General features: G+C 37.9%; 15 protein-coding genes. 1 reads left to right on the top strand and 14 read right to left on the bottom strand.

All coding sequences use genetic code 11. The features are described 5' to 3' along the window. Positions 1–152: 152 nt before the first annotated feature. The 13 genes from ACPWSO_RS02765 to ACPWSO_RS02705 all read right to left on the bottom strand — a co-directional run bounded on the left by ACPWSO_RS02765 (position 153) and on the right by ACPWSO_RS02705 (position 14,685). Positions 153–2,456 (bottom strand): immunoglobulin-like domain-containing protein, encoded by a 2,304-nt coding sequence (locus tag ACPWSO_RS02765; RefSeq protein WP_426081272.1) that lies wholly within the window; start codon positions 2,454–2,456, stop codon positions 153–155. A gap of 255 nt (positions 2,457–2,711) precedes the next feature. After that, positions 2,712–3,557: a hypothetical protein gene (locus ACPWSO_RS02760; protein WP_426081271.1), complete on the bottom strand. Its 846-nt coding sequence runs from the start codon at positions 3,555–3,557 to the stop codon at positions 2,712–2,714. Continuing rightward, on the bottom strand, positions 3,558–4,631 hold the full coding sequence (locus tag ACPWSO_RS02755; protein ID WP_426081270.1) for a DUF3696 domain-containing protein: 1,074 nt from the start codon (positions 4,629–4,631) through the stop codon (positions 3,558–3,560). Further along, a complete protein-coding gene (locus ACPWSO_RS02750) occupies positions 4,616–6,142 on the bottom strand; it encodes a DUF262 domain-containing protein (protein WP_426081269.1) in 1,527 nt (508 codons plus the stop codon). Before ACPWSO_RS02750 ends, ACPWSO_RS02755 begins: the two co-directional genes overlap by 16 nt. Before the next feature lie 290 nt (positions 6,143–6,432). Next, positions 6,433–6,618 (bottom strand): ribbon-helix-helix domain-containing protein, encoded by a 186-nt coding sequence (locus ACPWSO_RS02745; protein WP_426081268.1) that lies wholly within the window; start codon positions 6,616–6,618, stop codon positions 6,433–6,435. A 35-nt stretch (positions 6,619–6,653) separates the two neighbouring features. Next, the gene (locus tag ACPWSO_RS02740; protein ID WP_426081267.1) at positions 6,654–7,673 is read right to left on the bottom strand and encodes an SPFH domain-containing protein; all 1,020 of its coding nucleotides are present in this window, start codon (positions 7,671–7,673) and stop codon (positions 6,654–6,656) included. Between the two features lie 206 nt (positions 7,674–7,879). After that, complete coding sequence (locus ACPWSO_RS02735; RefSeq protein WP_426081266.1) at positions 7,880–8,485, bottom strand: AAA family ATPase; 606 nt, start codon at positions 8,483–8,485, stop codon at positions 7,880–7,882. Then, complete coding sequence (locus ACPWSO_RS02730; protein WP_426081265.1) at positions 8,482–9,357, bottom strand: class II fructose-bisphosphate aldolase; 876 nt, start codon at positions 9,355–9,357, stop codon at positions 8,482–8,484. Before ACPWSO_RS02730 ends, ACPWSO_RS02735 begins: the two co-directional genes overlap by 4 nt. Before the next feature lie 26 nt (positions 9,358–9,383). Beyond that, the gene (locus ACPWSO_RS02725) at positions 9,384–9,794 is read right to left on the bottom strand and encodes a tetratricopeptide repeat protein (protein ID WP_426081264.1); all 411 of its coding nucleotides are present in this window, start codon (positions 9,792–9,794) and stop codon (positions 9,384–9,386) included. A gap of 24 nt (positions 9,795–9,818) precedes the next feature. Further along, positions 9,819–11,102: a PTS sugar transporter subunit IIC gene (locus tag ACPWSO_RS02720; protein WP_426081263.1), complete on the bottom strand. Its 1,284-nt coding sequence runs from the start codon at positions 11,100–11,102 to the stop codon at positions 9,819–9,821. Positions 11,103–11,127: 25 nt separating this feature from the next. Continuing rightward, positions 11,128–11,436 (bottom strand): PTS sugar transporter subunit IIB, encoded by a 309-nt coding sequence (locus tag ACPWSO_RS02715; RefSeq protein WP_426081262.1) that lies wholly within the window; start codon positions 11,434–11,436, stop codon positions 11,128–11,130. 37 nt (positions 11,437–11,473) lie between these two features. Further along, positions 11,474–13,555: a BglG family transcription antiterminator gene (locus ACPWSO_RS02710; protein ID WP_426081261.1), complete on the bottom strand. Its 2,082-nt coding sequence runs from the start codon at positions 13,553–13,555 to the stop codon at positions 11,474–11,476. A gap of 452 nt (positions 13,556–14,007) precedes the next feature. Continuing rightward, positions 14,008–14,685 carry a PRD domain-containing protein gene (locus ACPWSO_RS02705; protein WP_426081259.1) on the bottom strand — a complete coding sequence of 226 codons (678 nt, stop codon included), beginning with the start codon at positions 14,683–14,685 and terminating at the stop codon, positions 14,008–14,010. 371 nt (positions 14,686–15,056) lie between these two features. Here ACPWSO_RS02705 and ACPWSO_RS02700 point away from each other — a divergent pair, with 371 nt between their 5' ends. Continuing rightward, complete coding sequence (locus ACPWSO_RS02700; protein WP_426081257.1) at positions 15,057–15,875, top strand: MerR family transcriptional regulator; 819 nt, start codon at positions 15,057–15,059, stop codon at positions 15,873–15,875. A 52-nt stretch (positions 15,876–15,927) separates the two neighbouring features. Here ACPWSO_RS02700 and ACPWSO_RS02695 read toward each other — a convergent pair whose 3' ends face one another. After that, the gene (locus ACPWSO_RS02695; RefSeq protein WP_426081256.1) at positions 15,928–16,458 is read right to left on the bottom strand and encodes a dihydrofolate reductase family protein; all 531 of its coding nucleotides are present in this window, start codon (positions 16,456–16,458) and stop codon (positions 15,928–15,930) included. Positions 16,459–16,674: the final 216 nt, after the last annotated feature.

Here is a 16,674-nt window from a genome sequence, read left to right as displayed (position 1 = left end):
TTCTTGTCAAATTTCGACTTAATCCAGTTTATTGCTGAGAAATACAGCTAGGTATGAGTATGTTGAACAATACCTAGCTGGTTCCCAGTGCTAAACACTTCTGCTATATTCTCTTTTAAGCTGCTAAACAAACTAAGTCTGTACAGCTCTCTTTAATATAAATCATTTGTTGTTTCATCCTTTTTCTTTTTTAAAAAGTAGGCGAATGCCAACATAAACAATCCTGAGATAGAGGTAAGAAGACTGCTCTCCTTCATGCCTGTTTCCGGTAATTCCTTCTCAGCAGACTTAATTTCTTCCGTCTTCACTACTGTTTCTTTAGCAGCCGGCTGTTTAGTGGTTCCCATTCCTTCTGGCTTAGCTGCTTCTCTGTCCTTAACCGTTAAAGTCATGACAGTTTCAGCTTTTTTATCTCCTTTTTCTGCAAAGAATTTAATTTCATGAACACCTGTTTCGACTAATGTACTATCGGAAGCTTTTACTTTAATATTTTCACCCATTACTTCAAAACCAATAGCTTCCGCATTTTCGGCTTCAGCCCATTCCAAAATCATCTCCTCAGTCAGCTTATCCCCCACATACATCACTTTGTCTTCTACCTTAATAGAAGGAGTCAGTTGATCAACCACTGTTAAGGTAATCGTTTTTACAGCTGTATTTCCTGCTGTATTGGTAAAGGAATATTGAATCGTGAATGTTCCTTCCTTAGTAGTGTCAATTGGTCCATCAAGGACTGTGAACTCAGTTACTGCAAGGTTTTCACCATCCACAGGATCAGAAGCCTTCGCCCAGTTTAAAATGTCTGCATCACTAATCACTGTTCCAACCTCAACAGTCTGATCAGCTGCTTCAATTGTCGCTTCTCTATTTAACACAGTTATGCTAATCGATTTAGTCGTTGTATTTCCTGCCGTATTTGTAACAGCATATTCAACCGTGAACACTGCACCAGCAATAGAAGTGTCAATACTTCCTTCAAGAATCGTATACGTCAAATCTAAATCAGTATCTACTGGATCACTGGCCTGAGCCCAGCTTAGAATTAATTCATCAGTGATTTCCTGTCCTTGGTATACTTCCTGATTATCAGCTGTAATTGCTGCTGTCCGCTCAACTACGGAAACTGTAATTGTCTTGGTCTCTGTTGTACCTGCAGTATTAGTAGCTGAATATGTCACACTGTAGGTACCGATTGCTGCAGGATCTACGTTGTTTGAATCAACTGATACAGTAAGTCCGCCATCTCTTTCATCCATCGCTTTCGCATAGTCTAGCGGATTAAAAGCTTCCCCCTGCATAATGGTCACATCCGCTGCTTCAATAGTAATCACACTAGCTGCAACTGTAACATTGACTGTTTTCGTTTGATTGACTCCGCTCGCTGTTTTTGCGCTGTAAGTGACAGGATACACACCTGCTGTCGTAGTGTCTACTAGCCCGGAGTATGAAATTCCAGTATCAGAGACACCATCATAGGCTCCTAAAGCAACTATTGATCCATCTGCTTTATTTTCTGTTGCACTAACATTGGCCATTGGATCAAAAGTATCTCCAAGAAAAATCTTACTGTCAACTGCATTAAGCGTTAAACCGCTCATAACAGTGATATTTACCATTTTTTCAGTATATGTTCCATAAACCAGCGACTCTACAACCACGGAAATATTATACGTACCCACATCTCCGCCACCAGCTGAACCACTTGTATATAGCGTATACTCAGTTGGGTCAGTTGTTGTTCCGTCTGGATTTTTTACAATAATTCTTTTTTTAATTTCTGCCTGATAATCGCCATTTTGAGCAATTGTAAAATCAGAAATTGACACATCCAGCATACCATATACTGAGTCATCAACAACCAATACTTTGGTTGTGGCTGTCATCGTTTTACCAGCTGAGTTAGTCACTGAATAACTCACTTGATAAGGTGTGGTATTTTCAGTGTTAATGTCCACATTATTGCTGGTGACAACAATGCTTGAGGTAATATTCCCATCTAAGCTGTCGTATGCGGTTACCCCTTCCAACGGATTAAAAGCTTGACCTTTTCTAATTGTTTTTACTGGTGTAACTGAAATAACCGGCGCATCTGCATCACCCATAGCCGGCGGCAGCTGGGTAATGTCCAATGGAACAACACTATCCGCTGTTTCAGCCGTTGCCAGAACTTCTGGAAGTACAGATTCTTCATAAGGTACTTCAATCGGTGCTTCAATCACAGGTGATTCAGCCGGAGCTTCTACTACTGGCGTTTCAGGCACTGACTGTTCAGCTGTCGGCTCTTGAACTGAAGGTGTTTCTACAACAGGCAGCGAAGTAGCTTCCTCCACGGCGGGTGTTGCTGATTCAGCTGTCATTGGCTCCTGTAATGAATCAGCAACGGCCAGCTGTGCGTTCAAAAATGTCGGAGCAAGCAGTGTAACTAAAGTAAATGCAACAATCTTCTTATTTTTCATTTGTATTCTCCCTTTTCTAAATAATTAGTGTGTAATTCAAAGCTGGAGGAAAATTAGAGGAATTTAAACATGATCAATTTTTCTTCCAACTCTGCTTTCACTACTAATACCTTGCACTCTCTGAAAAGGTTACAAAGGAAAAAAAAATTTGAAGTGCTGCTGCGAAAATTCCCCCAAAATAAAATTATAAATAAAGGACTTTTACATAAAATAAACCAGAAAACAGGGATTGGTATCTGTTTTCTGGTCTATTTTTTATTTCTTTTTCACTTTAATATGTCTACCAATATGAGCGATAATAATTTTTTCTTTTGCTTTTTCTGGCCATTTAAAATAAATACGCTCATCACTATAATTTGTAAACAGTTTTGTATGAGGAATACAAGTAATTATTTCATCTTTCTCCGGATCTGGATGAGCGGTTTTAAAAATCTTAAGGCTTTCCTTATTCCCTTTACCGGAACAATAAATATTATATTCAGAACCTAGAAATTTTAGCCATACTCCCGTATCTTTTTCTTCTAAATCTTCTAGCTGTTCACTAAACAAATTTAGGGCATTTAAATGCTTGGTTAATTCTTTGACATAATCAGACCACAAATAATCCTTTGACTTCTTTTTAAAAGAAGTCGGATAAATTTCCAGTGATTCATAGCACCCCTTAGCTAATTCAGAATAAGCCTGAAAGGATTCTGAGTTTTGGATGAAGTCCAAATCTAATTCATAAGAGTCATTCTTGGATAAGATACTATTTTCGATTTCCCAGTCTGTGATATATTTAGTAAAATCAGTAATCGCAAGCGACTTAATATCAGCTAATGTCTTCTCTTTTTCCCAATTAGCTCCCTCATAACCAATTTTAGTAAAGAATTCCTGTAACAAATTCATAGTATCGCTTTGTTTATTAGTCTCACTCAATAGATACTCCGCAATACTCAGTCCTGCAGAATCTACCTCGTTATAAATACTTCCTACTATAGATAGCTTTGGTTCTTCCTTACCCATAAATTCCCGAGCAAATCCAACATAATTATAGACTGTTTCATGAGAGGACGAACGATAATCATACAACGGGTGAAGATAGATTTTTCCAAGCGTCACCTAGCTCCCCTCCATTCGATTCTTAATCAGCTCCCTGACGTCCTGCATACTTTGATCAAAAAAGCCTTTAGGCCAATGAGAGAGTTCTCCATATTCATCAACAGAAATCTTTTCTGCCTTTCCTTCATCAAAAAACAGCACACTCATCAGCTTCGTTTGTGCTTTCAGCGCTAAATTCAACCGTGCTCCATTAATCACATGCTCACTATGGGTTTCAATGATAACTTGAACACCTTGGATGGCCAATTCTGATAAGAAACTACCAATCTTAGATTGACTATATGGATGCAAATGGGCTTCCGGATTTTCTATAATGAGTACGGCTCGTTTCTTTAATTCGTCATCTAAAGAAGCACAGTATAACCCTTGCACAATAATTGGTAAAACATAGGTCAAGCCAAATCCTACTGTAGTTGGTACAAAATCCTGATTATATCTTAAAGCCGATATACCCAAATCACTGTCACTTCTTGAAGAAAAGCCTGACCCCGGGATAATGATGTTCAGCCACTCGCTACAGTTGTTATAAAACCGCAGTGATTTGCCCCGCTTTAAGGCTTCTGGAATATTCATACGCTCATTTTCTAAACGATCCAGCATGAAACTGGTATTTTCGCCATGAACGCCGACGCGGTCTGCTAAATTATCTGTTAATTGATTAGCTAGTCTAGGACCAATACGCTCAGCATTTAGATAAAAAACGTCTCTTTGCCAGCTGCCATCCAGCTTTTTATTAAAATAATTTTCTTCAAACCGCTCTTCTACTTCTAAAGTAACCCGCATTTTATCTGGTTCAATAAAAAACTCTATCTGATTTCCTGAATTGCTGTTCCCTACCTCCATAGAATTTTCTAAAGTAAGCAGTTTGGAAGCTAAACCCAAATTAGTACCATAAACATCCGTCGTGTATACACGGTCTTTATTGGTGTTTACTGCTGAAGCAGACAACAGAATACTTTGAATCACTGAAGATTTTCCGGCAGAATTGCTGCCGGTTAAAATCGTCATTCCGCTAAAATCGACAGAATAATCAGAAAAGCATTTAAAGTTCTTAATCCTTATACTCTCAAGCATTGCTCAATAACCTCCTTAACCTCTTCAAAAAGAATACGTACATTTCCTCTATTATTTGTTCCAATTGAAATTGCATTAAAGAAACGATAATCCTGAATTTTTTCCACCATTATTTTTTCAGCTGCCTTTTGGTATTGAGAAAAATCAATAGTTTGGTATTTGGGATCAGCTAGTAAAACAGTGAATGCTGAGTAGAGGGGTTTATTAATAATTGACGTTGGACGATAAGAACCATCTTCATAAACGACATATTTATTAAAAGCATTTCTTTCGAAAAGCTCGTAGGATTTCATTAACCCTCGCTTAAACGCTTTCTCATATGCATCAAATTCTTCTGGATGATCCAGTAAAAATTCATGGGTCTCATTCAATAAATCAACGATACTGGAATGTTCGTAGTTAATCTTCTGATTTTCAAAATCATAAATGCGATAAAAAGCCACAAAACGCAGAACCAATTCCTGATCCTCTAATCTTCTTTCTCCTACACGATGACAGGTAGCTAATAAAAACTCTTCAGATTGCCGACAACGTTTGTAAAATTCTCTAACTGCAGGAGAGCTAATTGCATTTCGCATTTCCTGATTATTTAAAGGAACCCCCCCTGTGTTAATTCGCTTGAAAATGTCATAAACCACCCGCTTGGGAGAAGTGATATCAATCGTATTAACAGAGAGCTGAGTTCGATAAATCTGCCCTTTAAGTTTGACGGATAAATCAGCAAACGCTAACCCTTCATAGTCATTGAGATATTCTAATCCTTTTAGCCTAAATTTTCCTTGTAAAAAACCAAAGATAGCATCTAATCTTTGTTGTCCATCAATAATCTGGAAACCGCCCTCTTCTGTCTCATACATATAGAAGGCTGGTATAGGAATATTAAGAATCAATGACTCAATCAGCCGTGATTTTTGCCTATCATTTTTCCAAACCCGCTGTCTTTGAAAATCCGGACTTAATTCAATCAATCCGTCTTCGTACAGTTCAAACATATATTTAATGGATAACAGCTGTTGGGAGATTTTTATTTTCTCAGGACTATAAGGCTCTCTAATCACAGGAACATTCTCTGATAACATTTCTTCTGCCTCTATCCCGCTAGCTGTTTTTTCACCTAGTTCTTTCGATTTATCTGAAAGATATTCATTTAGATAGTCCAAAAACGCCGGCTTTGATTTTTCTTCTGGTTCATTCTCTGTATTTGAAAACACTAAAAACATCTGTTTCTCACCATTAAAGACGGAAAAATCGCTAACTCCGGACTCAAAAAGTTTATTGACTCTCTGTTTGCTCATCAGAAATTCAAGCTCTTTATTGTTAGTTGCTTTGACTTCAAAGAAATAAACAGGCTGTCGATCAATTTTTGAAAGAATGACTAAATCAAATCGAAAACGCTCTTTATCCATCACATATTCTCTGTTTAATTCAAAGTTATTATTAAGATACGCATTAGCTTCTAGAAAATCTTTTATCAGCCTAAACAATGCTTCTCCGTAGATACGTTCTTCCATGTATGATTCCTCATTTCAAGAGTTTATTGCTGCATTTGTCTTTCTAATTATAGCATATACTGCTTTTACAAATGTAGTCTATTTATCTCATAAAAAAGAGCATCGGACATAAAATTTTTAACGTTTTTTACTCAAAAGAACCAAATAAGCAGCGGTATAAAAGCTGCACCTTGGAAAATAAACCGGACTATACTGAAAATGAGGAGCCATTTTCGTATAGTCCGGTTTATTCTTTGAAGCAAAACACATTTGGCTTTGCCTCTTTATTTCTTACTTATATTTATTTTTCGTTAGTCGTCATTCGGCTTTTTTTCACTGGAACGTTTGCGCCGCTTAACATTTTCGGTCAGCAAATACTCTATTTGTCCATTCACACTGCGAAACTCATCCTCCGCCCATGCAGCCAGCTCATTGTATAGGGCAGCTGATAAACGAAGCGGTACCTGCTTTTTTGCTTTTTGCTCTTTTTTTTCCATAACAGCAGCCTCCCTGATAAGCAATAAAGAGTATTTTAATACAGTGAGCCACTATTGACAACTGGCTGAGCATCCCGGTTTCCGCATAGAACAACTAAAAGATTGCTAACCATTGCCGCCTTGCGTTCTTCATCCAACTCAACGATGCCCTGCGTACTTAGATTTTCCAAGGCCATCTCTACCATGCCGACAGCTCCTTCAACAATCAGCTGACGCGCATCTACAATTGCAGACGCCTGTTGACGCTGCAGCATTGCAGCAGCGATTTCTGGTGCATAAGCCAAGTGAGTAATCCGTGCTTCAAGAATCTCCAAGCCTGCTACTTCAACCTTCTCTTGAATTTCTTCACGTAGTTTCGAGCTAATTTCCTGACTAGAGCCGCGAAGACTCTTTTCATTTGCATCTTCATCATCGGCGGAATCATAAGGATACAAACGAACAATATTACGAAGAGCTGAATCACATTGAATTGACAGGTAATCTACAAAGTTATCAACATCAAACATTGCTTTAGCTGTATCAGAAACTCGCCAGATAACTACAATACTAATAATAATCGGATTTCCAAGGGCATCATTAATCTTCTGTTTATTATTACTCAATGCCATCGTTTTTAGTGAAAGCTTCTTCGTTACTCTGTTAACATTGGCATTTTTCGCCTTTTCTTCCTCTGTCATCTCCGTCGTATCCATCGATGATAGGCGCTTAGGTACTGGCAGAGCAGTCGTGAATGGATTAACGAAGTAAAAGCCTTCGCCTTTTAAAGTTCCTACATATCGGCCAAAAAGGGTCATAACCATTGACTCATTGGGGCGGATGATTTTCAATCCGGCAAATAGCAGCGGCATGATAACACACCAGTAAAATACGCTAATTCCTAAAAGGATGCCGCCTAACACATAGGTTTCTTTTTCCAAATAGACAACCCCAAAAATAAAAGCGGCAATTGACAAAGCGATTCCCAACACATTCAGCAGTAGAAACGGCATCCCGCTTCCTGCTTTCATCCTCACTTCTTGAGACGGTGTATTACTTTCGAATTTTTTGACTTCCATCTTTTTTTCCTCCTTTTCTTTATGATATCAAATTGATATCACTTATATATTAACTAGATGTTATCAGTAAAATAGAGATTTGTAAAGAGAAATTGTACTAATTTTTTACCTATTGCCGCTAAATGTTCTATTTCTTAAAGAAAAAAGCGATTCTCACTTTTTTATCAGTAAGAATCGCTATTTTGTTTTGGCTGTAAATCTGCTGCTTAAGCTAAATTAGCCAGATAAGCTAACAGCTTCGAGTAATCAACCGTTGAAAAGTCTGATACATCATACTCAAATAGATGTCCTAAAGAAAATTCATTGTACCGCCGCAGCTCAATTATTTTTTTAAATTCTTTTTTTGTAATCAGATTATCTGCCTGAGAACGATCTCTTAAGCAATCGCCATAATGATAATGAGTCATAATATGGCTCAGATGTCGATCAGGTTCCCTATCACGAAGCTCTCTTCTCGCCCACAGCTGTTCAAAATCGGCAGTTAATCGAATGGTGATTACTTCATAATTGTAAATTACGGCCAAATCATTCAACCGCTTTTTCTGCTTTGCAGAGAACGGATACTCAGAAACAACAAATTTTTTCCCAGCATTCATATATAGCTTCAATACTCCATAGTAGAATTGCCAGACACGTTCTTCCAGCGCTGCCTTTTCATTTAGATTATCAAATCCGACAGAATCAGCATAAAGCTCCTTTCCTTCATCTGGTGTAATGATGAATATGTCAGCTAGAACTTTCTTTATCAAATGAATTAAATAACTTTTTCCAGTGGCTGGACTTCCGGCAATCAGAATCAGATATTTTTTCATGCGGTTTCTGTTTTTACAGCCAAAGGACTTTCGGTGTTCATAAATAATCCAATCTTATGTTTAACGATCTCTTTGACTTTCATATTTGCCGGGATAATATTGTGTCTTAGAGATTTATTTACTTCGGTAGCTCCAAAGCATTCTTTTGCCTCCTGAGTCCAGTTTACTAACAGCTCAGTTCCTACATTAAATTTACGAATACCGTTATTAATTAGCTCTGGGTAATCCTCTTCTTTTACACCTGTTCCACCATGAATAACGAGTGGTACACTCACTGCCTGATGAATGTCTTTCAGCAAAGGGATATTTACTTCTGTTTTAGACTTGAACTGTCCGTGATTTGTACCAATCGCAATCGCTAAAGCATCTACTCCTGTCAATTGAACGAATTCAACAGCATCTTCTGGTTTCGTATAGATTTTATCTTTTTCTGAAACAGAAATCCCTTCTTCTGTACCACCGATTGTACCTAGCTCTCCTTCCACAGATACACCACGTGCATGAGCATATTCAACCACAGCTTTCGTCTTCGCAATATTTTCTTTGAAAGGCAGGTGGGATCCATCATACATAACACTGGAATAACCGGCTTCAATCGCCGCTTTGATTTCATCAAAATCTCTGGCATGATCCAAGTGTAAAGCAACATCTACTAGTTCATCTTCAGCAATTTCTTTTACTACTGAAACAACTACTTTATAACCAATGTATTTCGCAGTATCGATACTTGTCTGAATGATAATTGGCGAACCCATTTCTTTAGCTGCGCGAATCATCTCAGGCAGCATCTCCAGATTATGAGCATTAAATGCTCCAATTGTCATATTCAGTTCTTCTGCTGTCTCCGTCACTTCTTTTAATGTTTTATACATGTTCGCTTCACCCTTTTTCCTTAGTTTTATCCAGTAATCGTTACCTGCTTCGCAATCTGCCGCATGTCGTCCATTTTCTGCATGTACGTTTCAATTCCAGCATCATCACCGCTTCGGGCAGCCGCCGCCCGTTTTGCATTATACAAACTCATGAGCTTTTTATAGCCATCGCCAATTGAAAGCTTAAGCTCTAAACTTCTTTCAAGAGCAGCAATCGCTTCATCCAGCTGCTCCATTTCAGCTAGTACCAAGCCCTGTTCTTCATAGAGCTCAGCAAGTACCTCACGGCTTTCAGAATCCTTATCAGTTATCCTGCTGATTTCATTTGCTTTACCTTCTACAAGCTGCTTCAGCCTATCAAGCTCTTGCTCAGTTAAAGCTTTTTTTTCTGTTTGCTCTTGAGGTTTTTCTTTTTTTCGTTTGAAAAAATCAAGCATCTCTATTCCTCCTCTAGTCGCTGCTTAAAACATTTTTAAGATGGGACTTAGCAGCCAGGCGTACAACATTGCTGCAATAACCGTATCCACATCTGTCGCAGTAGCATTGATAAAGCCCATACTATTAAAAATTGTCACCAGCAATGCCGGTAAGAGTGTGATGAAGAACCCGTGGGCAATTCCTCCGATAATTGCTCCTCTTCTTCCACCAACCTCGTTGCCAAAAATACCCGCTGTTCCTCCAGCAAAAAAGTTTGTCAGCATTCCCGGTAAGATCATGGCCAAACCAAACATCGGCAGAACAAACATTGCAATTACGGTTCCAATAGTCGTTGTGATAAACCCTAAGATAACTGCATTAGGTGAGTAAGGGAAAAATACTGGACAGTCCAATGCCGGAATAGCATCCGGCACCAGCTTCATGGCAATCCCTCGAAAAGCCGGAACAATCTCACCTAAAAGAAGACGTACGCCAGCTAACAGCACATAGACACCTACAACAAACTGAATGGCTTGTAAGAATGCAAACATTAAATAATGCTGCGATCCATGATCACCTACGCCAGGTCCGGCAAATGCTGCCGTAATAATATAGAGAGGAACCATCACAACCATTACAGAAAGATACGTATCCTGCAAAAACTCAAAGGATTTTGGCAAATTGATGTCTTCTATGGATTTCTTATTTTCACCTTTTTCACCAAATATTTTTGCAACTCCCGCTTCAAATAAATAGCCAATTGTACAAAAATGTCCTAAAGCAATATCATTCGATTCTGTAACCTTACGAATAATCGGCTGAGCGATTGCCGGCATCGCAACTGCAAATACTGCACCTACAAAGCCCCCGACAATAATCAAAACAAAGCCCCTTAATCCGGCAAAGTAACCAAAAACAGTTGTCATTGTTGCCATCCACAAAATTGCCTGACCTGTTAAAAAGATATATTTCCATTTCGTAAAGCGGGCAATCAGAATATTAAAAATAAAGATTGCTAAAAAGGTCAACGCAATATCTCTCCCAAGACCTAGCTCATTCATTGCCTGCCCATTGATTGCTTCAATTGAAGGAATAATTCCCTGCATATCAAAGCCTTCTGTAAAAATTTGTCCGAAATATGTCAGACTACCGACAATAATGCTTGAGCCAGCACTCAACACTTGAAAACCCAATAAAGTTTTCAAAGAGCCAGAAATTATCTGTCCAGCTGATTTCTTCTGTAGAATCAGCCCCAGCATAGCAATCAAGGCAATAGTGATTGACGCCTGTGTAAGAATATTATCAATAATAAAATTTACAACACCCATTAATATTCACCTCTATTTTATTTTTTTAAATAGCTCCTTTAGCTTGTAAAATCGGAACTAGTTTTTCTTCAATTTCAGCCTTAGACACAATATTTTTCAAGTAGACAATTGCGGTTTTTTCTTCATCCATCGTAAACTTTTCAAACTGTGACTGAAAATTTTGAGCTGTGATAATAATATCCGGCTGCATGGAAGCCGCAGTTGAAATATCCACATGATCCAGTTTAGCATCTACATGATGTTTATTTAGTACATCCTCTGCCGACATTTGCGCTGCAAAACTGCTGCCTAGTCCAGCACCACAAACAAATAAAATTTCTACTCTTCTTCCCATACTTCTCTCTCCTGTTCTATTTTTTTGTTTTATTTCCTTAATCAACGAAAAATACTTCTTTAAATGCAGTGATACTTTCTGCTTTGGATAAGCGATTGATTTTATCTTCATCGTTAATCAGGTCAATCAGGTTCTTCATAATATTCAAATGAGAATATGAATCCACCGCTGAGAGACAAAAAATAAGTGTGACTGGATCATTCTCTTCATGTCCGAAATAAATCGGTTTTTTCATAACTGCTACGCTTAAGCCCAGCTTCTCTGCTCCGTCTTCTGGTCTTGCATGGGCCAAAGCCAGGTGGCGGCCAATGACGATATAAGGTCCAAACTTTTTAACAGCTTCAATCATTGCTTCTATATATTGCTGGTTGATTATTTTCTCTTTCAACAGAGGCTGAGAAACTAAACGGATGGCTTCCTGCCAATTTTCTGCTTCAACATCGACCAGTATATTTTCATCCTTTAGAACGTCTTTAATCATAGGTTGTATCTCCTTTGCATCGATTGATAAATGATTTTCCAGAAAAATATTTTCCAGTTCTTGATAGTCTTCTCCAGTTATTTTTCCATTTTTTCTTTCAATCAGGTGGAGTAAAGAATGAAACATATGGGTGGCATCCTCCTGACGTCTAGCCAGCCTTTGACAATTCTTATGCTGCATAAGAAATGCGGTAATTGCTTCTTTATTTTCTTTTTTGATGATTGGATCAATAATCAAGGTAGGCTTTGTCTGTATTGGAACGGATAATGTCGCAAAAACTAAATCGATATCCAACTTACTGATTAAATCAGTTTCACGTGAGCTAAGCACCGCTAAGACTTCAATATTGAACAGCTCTTTAAGATTTTCTGCCAGCAGTTTTCCTGTAGCTACACCATGATTGCAGATAACCACTGCTCTGTAATAATAGCTTTCCTCCTGATTAAGCTCGCTAGCTGATGTTGAAAAATGAATAGCAAGAAAGGCCAATTCATCCTCTGTTATTTTTTTCCCGGCTGCATTATTTATTTCAGGCGCAAAATCAGCGACTGCCCCATAAATGCCCTGATAGCTGGCCTTTATATTTTCTTTTAAAGGATTAGCGAACTGAATATCATAGCGGATTCTATTTAGTAATCCCGCAATATGCTTGTACAATCCCTCCTGCAAAGCTTCTTCTCTTCTTGAAAACGGAATTTTTGTGATCTTTTCAACGTGTTGGATAAGCTGGATTGATAAAATCTGCGCCTGCATCCATTCAATCGAGTTATTCATATTTTTTTGATTAAAGGTATTTAGCATAAAAATCAGATAGTTCAGTTCATTCCCTTCCGGCTGTATCTTAAAGTCTTTGCAGATGGTATGAACAAACTGTTGAATTTCACTCGGCAAATCAGCCGAGCTACCTTTCCAATGAGTATTTTTTATCAGATTTTCCTGCTGATAACGAATAAGCCAGATACCAGTAAACAAAATAAAGTTTTTTCGGTAAAAATTCTCTTCTTTACTAGAGATTACCTGATCATATATGCTATCTATTTTCTTGAATAATGCCATTGGAAGATACTTAAAGATTATCTGTTCTTTTATCGGGCGGCTTTCCACCCGTTCAGCCAACGAAAGACTCTTGACTGCTTTATTGACGACTGAGTACAGCATTGTTCGGATAATCCGTTCCTTGCCCTCCAATACCAACCCTTGTTTTGGCATACTGATTACTTCTAGCCCATATTCCCTCAGGAACACTCTGACACGCCGCATATCTTCATCCATAGTGCTTTTAGAAATCTGATATTCTTGTTCCTTCTGGTAGAGAAAAACTTTCTGATTTTCTAATGAAATGGATAAAATCAAATCCAGAATCCTCAGCTCTCGAGACAGAAAATCTTTTTCTCTTTGCTCTTCCATCAATCGAATCGCTGCTTTTTTCTGATCTTCGTTCAGCTTTAGGTACATCCCCTTCCCTCTAATACTCTGAATGACAGGAAACTCGTTTTTTGCTAATTGCTCATTCATCTCACTGAGCTCATTTCGAATCGTCCGCTGACTAAGTGAAAGCTCCTGACTCAAAGACTGGATACTAACCGGAACAGCTGCTGCAATAAAACGTTTCAGCAATTTTAATTTTCGATCTCTCATCTTTTTATCTCCTTTGTCTGTTTAAAGTATAAAGCCCTTACATTAGATTTGTTAGTAGATATTTCTGCCAGTAAAGTGTGCAGAAATATGGGGACGAACTATTGAAAGCAATCCAGCTTTATTCGTTTGTTTTTCAAAACATAAAGACAAATAAAATACTGAACCTGCTAAAGAAAATCTTTTCAGGTTCAGTATTCGTTTTTTATTCACTTTCTTTCGTTCTTTATAAAATCAAATAATGACTGGAACGATACAGTTACCCAGGCAGGGATAACCCTTCACTCGTAACCTTATGGTGTACTTCAGCAATAAGAAAAATTTTCTTTGAAATCGCTCGATTTTGAAGAAAGCTCGACTTAGTATCGTAGCGAGCTAGTTTGTGATGCTAACCATTAGCTGAATGGTTTTGCTTTTTCATGCTACATTTTTTCAGTATTAAATCTACTATTCTGCTAATTTTTACGCTGATAAACGAGTGAATGGATATGGATTGTCAAAAAGAGAATTTCTGTTTCTGTCAGCTCAAACTGATATTTTTTCTTTAAAAATTCAGCAATATCGACTGAGCATTGATAAGCTAGCCTGAATTTTTCTTTTGCATGCGGGGACCATTCATCAATGGTATCAACATCTTTTTGATTTGTGATTATTCGAACGGAGAGGTGCTTAAGATGCTCAATGAAACTGTGCCCCGCGGGAGAATTATAGTCCAAATGGAACATGAAGCGGTATTTAACTAGTTTAATCATCTCATTCATTTGAGTAATAATCGTGTCTATCTGGTCCGTACTGATTCGAAACTCAGCCGCTGCCGCCAGCACAGTAATTTCTGCTGCATGAAACTCATTTAACACCAAACCAAAAGAGCTGTTCATATCTGCTACAATCTTTTGAGCCAGTTCAAATTCCTGATTGAAAAATAAAGCTGTATTATGAATTTTTGGCTGATTCCTTTCAATAATGGTTCTATGAGTCAGACACTGCAGCAAATAATTATACAACGTGATATAGATAGATGAATCAAGGGTATTTGCTATGCCGCTTTTCAAAATGATTACGTATTTCTTAGTATACTCAGCATATATCGGTTTGTAGTGAAAATTACTTGTGTCAAAGATTCTGTCTTCCATATTCAACACATCCTTTACTTAAATTATTAGCTATATAAAACTCATGGGCGGAGTAGCCAGCTCCATTTGAAACAGCCCCCCTAATGGTACGCCACACAAAACAAAAGAGTAGCTGTATCGATGAACACTCAATGTCTAATTCCAAGCTTGCTTGTATAAAAACCTCCAACTTAGACTGCATACCTGCGAGAATTACAAAAACTTTTCTACTTAGGGGTTGGCTGATTAGGGCACTACTTTTATGCATAGTATAGGTAAGGGGAGCAAAACCACCCCATCGCTCAAAGCTTTATCTATTTAAAGTGTAAACTGTCCAGCCTCTTGACAGTCAAGTGATACCTAAATAAAATGAAGAAGAGGTGTTTATTATTATGAAGGAATTAGATAAAAGCATGTATTTATCCACCGGTGAATTTGCAAAAGCTGCAGGAATTCAGCGCAAACACTTGATTTACTACGATCAAATTGGGCTGTTTTCACCAGAATTGATTTTGGATAACGGGTATCGTTATTATTTTTACCGGCAGCTCTATACGCTAAACTTGATATTGACTCTTAAAGAAATTGGCATGTCCTTAAGTGACATCGGTAATTTCATTAAAGAGCGAAATCCCGAAAAAATGATTGCCTTATTTGAACAGCAGCAGCTGGTTATTCAAGAAGAAATCGACAAGCTTCTTCAAATTAAGAATATGATGACCATGCAGATTAACTCAACAAAACTGGCCCAGTCTGTATCTGTGGGAACGATTCAAATCATTGAGTGCGATGAGGAACCTATTTTTCTAGGTGATATTCCTTTATTCGTTGAGGGGGAACAGCCGCTGCTCTCTAAAATGATTTCGCGCTTTTACCAATACGCTTCTTCTCAAGGCTATGAATGTACTTTTCCCTGGGGAATGAGAATTCAGCTCAACAGGCAGCAAAATATACCTGTAGAAAAATCGGCTCAATTTTACTATCGAGTACCTGAATCAACAACCTATAAACCAGCCGGTCGCTATATTGTCCTTTACAGTTACGGCATCCACGGAGACCGAGAGGAGACTTACAAAAAAATCACCGATTATGCTAAAAAATATCACTATCAGCTAACAGATTTTGTTTATGAAGACAGCCTGCTAAACGAAATTTCTACCTGCTTTCCAGAAAATTACATTTTACAGATTTCTGTAAAAATTGATGAATAAAACAGAAGTATTTCGGATTGTTTTTATCTCCGGAATACTTCTGTTTTGTAAGCTACGGTATTTTAGTTGGATTAGGCTTTTCCAAAACAAGCTCAGCAAACTGACCATACTGATGAACTTCTTTCAGCGTATATCGTTTTATTCCTTCCTGCTGAGTAAAAAGCGGAATCCCGTCACCCAATAGCACTGGTGCAAACTGAACAATTAGTGTATCTATCAGATTTTCATCAAGTAATGAGGCTATCAACTGATTGCCTCCGATAATCCAGATATTTTTTTCTTTTGGAAACTGTTTAACAAATGCAGTGACATCTCCCGAAATGGGTGTGAAAGTCTCTGAATCAAGCCCTTCTCGATGAGTAAAAACATAATTTTCAGTTGCTTCATAATAAGAATCGAAGTCAGACATACTGCTGGTTTCATCATAGGTTTTACGCCCCATAATCGTGATGTCCATCTTGTCATAGAATTCCTGATAGCTGGTTTCCTCTGGTGTACCCGTTTCATGAAGCCAGTCGATTCGATGATGGCTATCTGCCAGGTAACCATCTAAACTAACACAGCCATAAAAATAAATACTCATTTAATTATCTCCCCTACTTATTTTTTAGCGTAATAATAGATTACATCTAAAGAGATTTTATCTTACTCTGTAATAATTTAGCAGAAATAATCAAACTACACCAGAAAATAAGAACTAGCTTGCAGCCTTTGTGTAAAGTACAAAGTTTTAACCTTATCAAGCTATTAAACCGCTAAATAATGCCAATTATTAGCTGTCCTGTTTTTTCGTCATCTA

Source organism: Enterococcus sp. LJL51 (assembly GCF_049894025.1).
Classification (GTDB): Bacteria; Bacillota; Bacilli; order Lactobacillales; family Enterococcaceae; genus Enterococcus_L.
The sequence above is the reverse complement of the archived record's forward strand: the minus strand, read 5'-3'. Positions and strand labels throughout refer to the sequence as shown.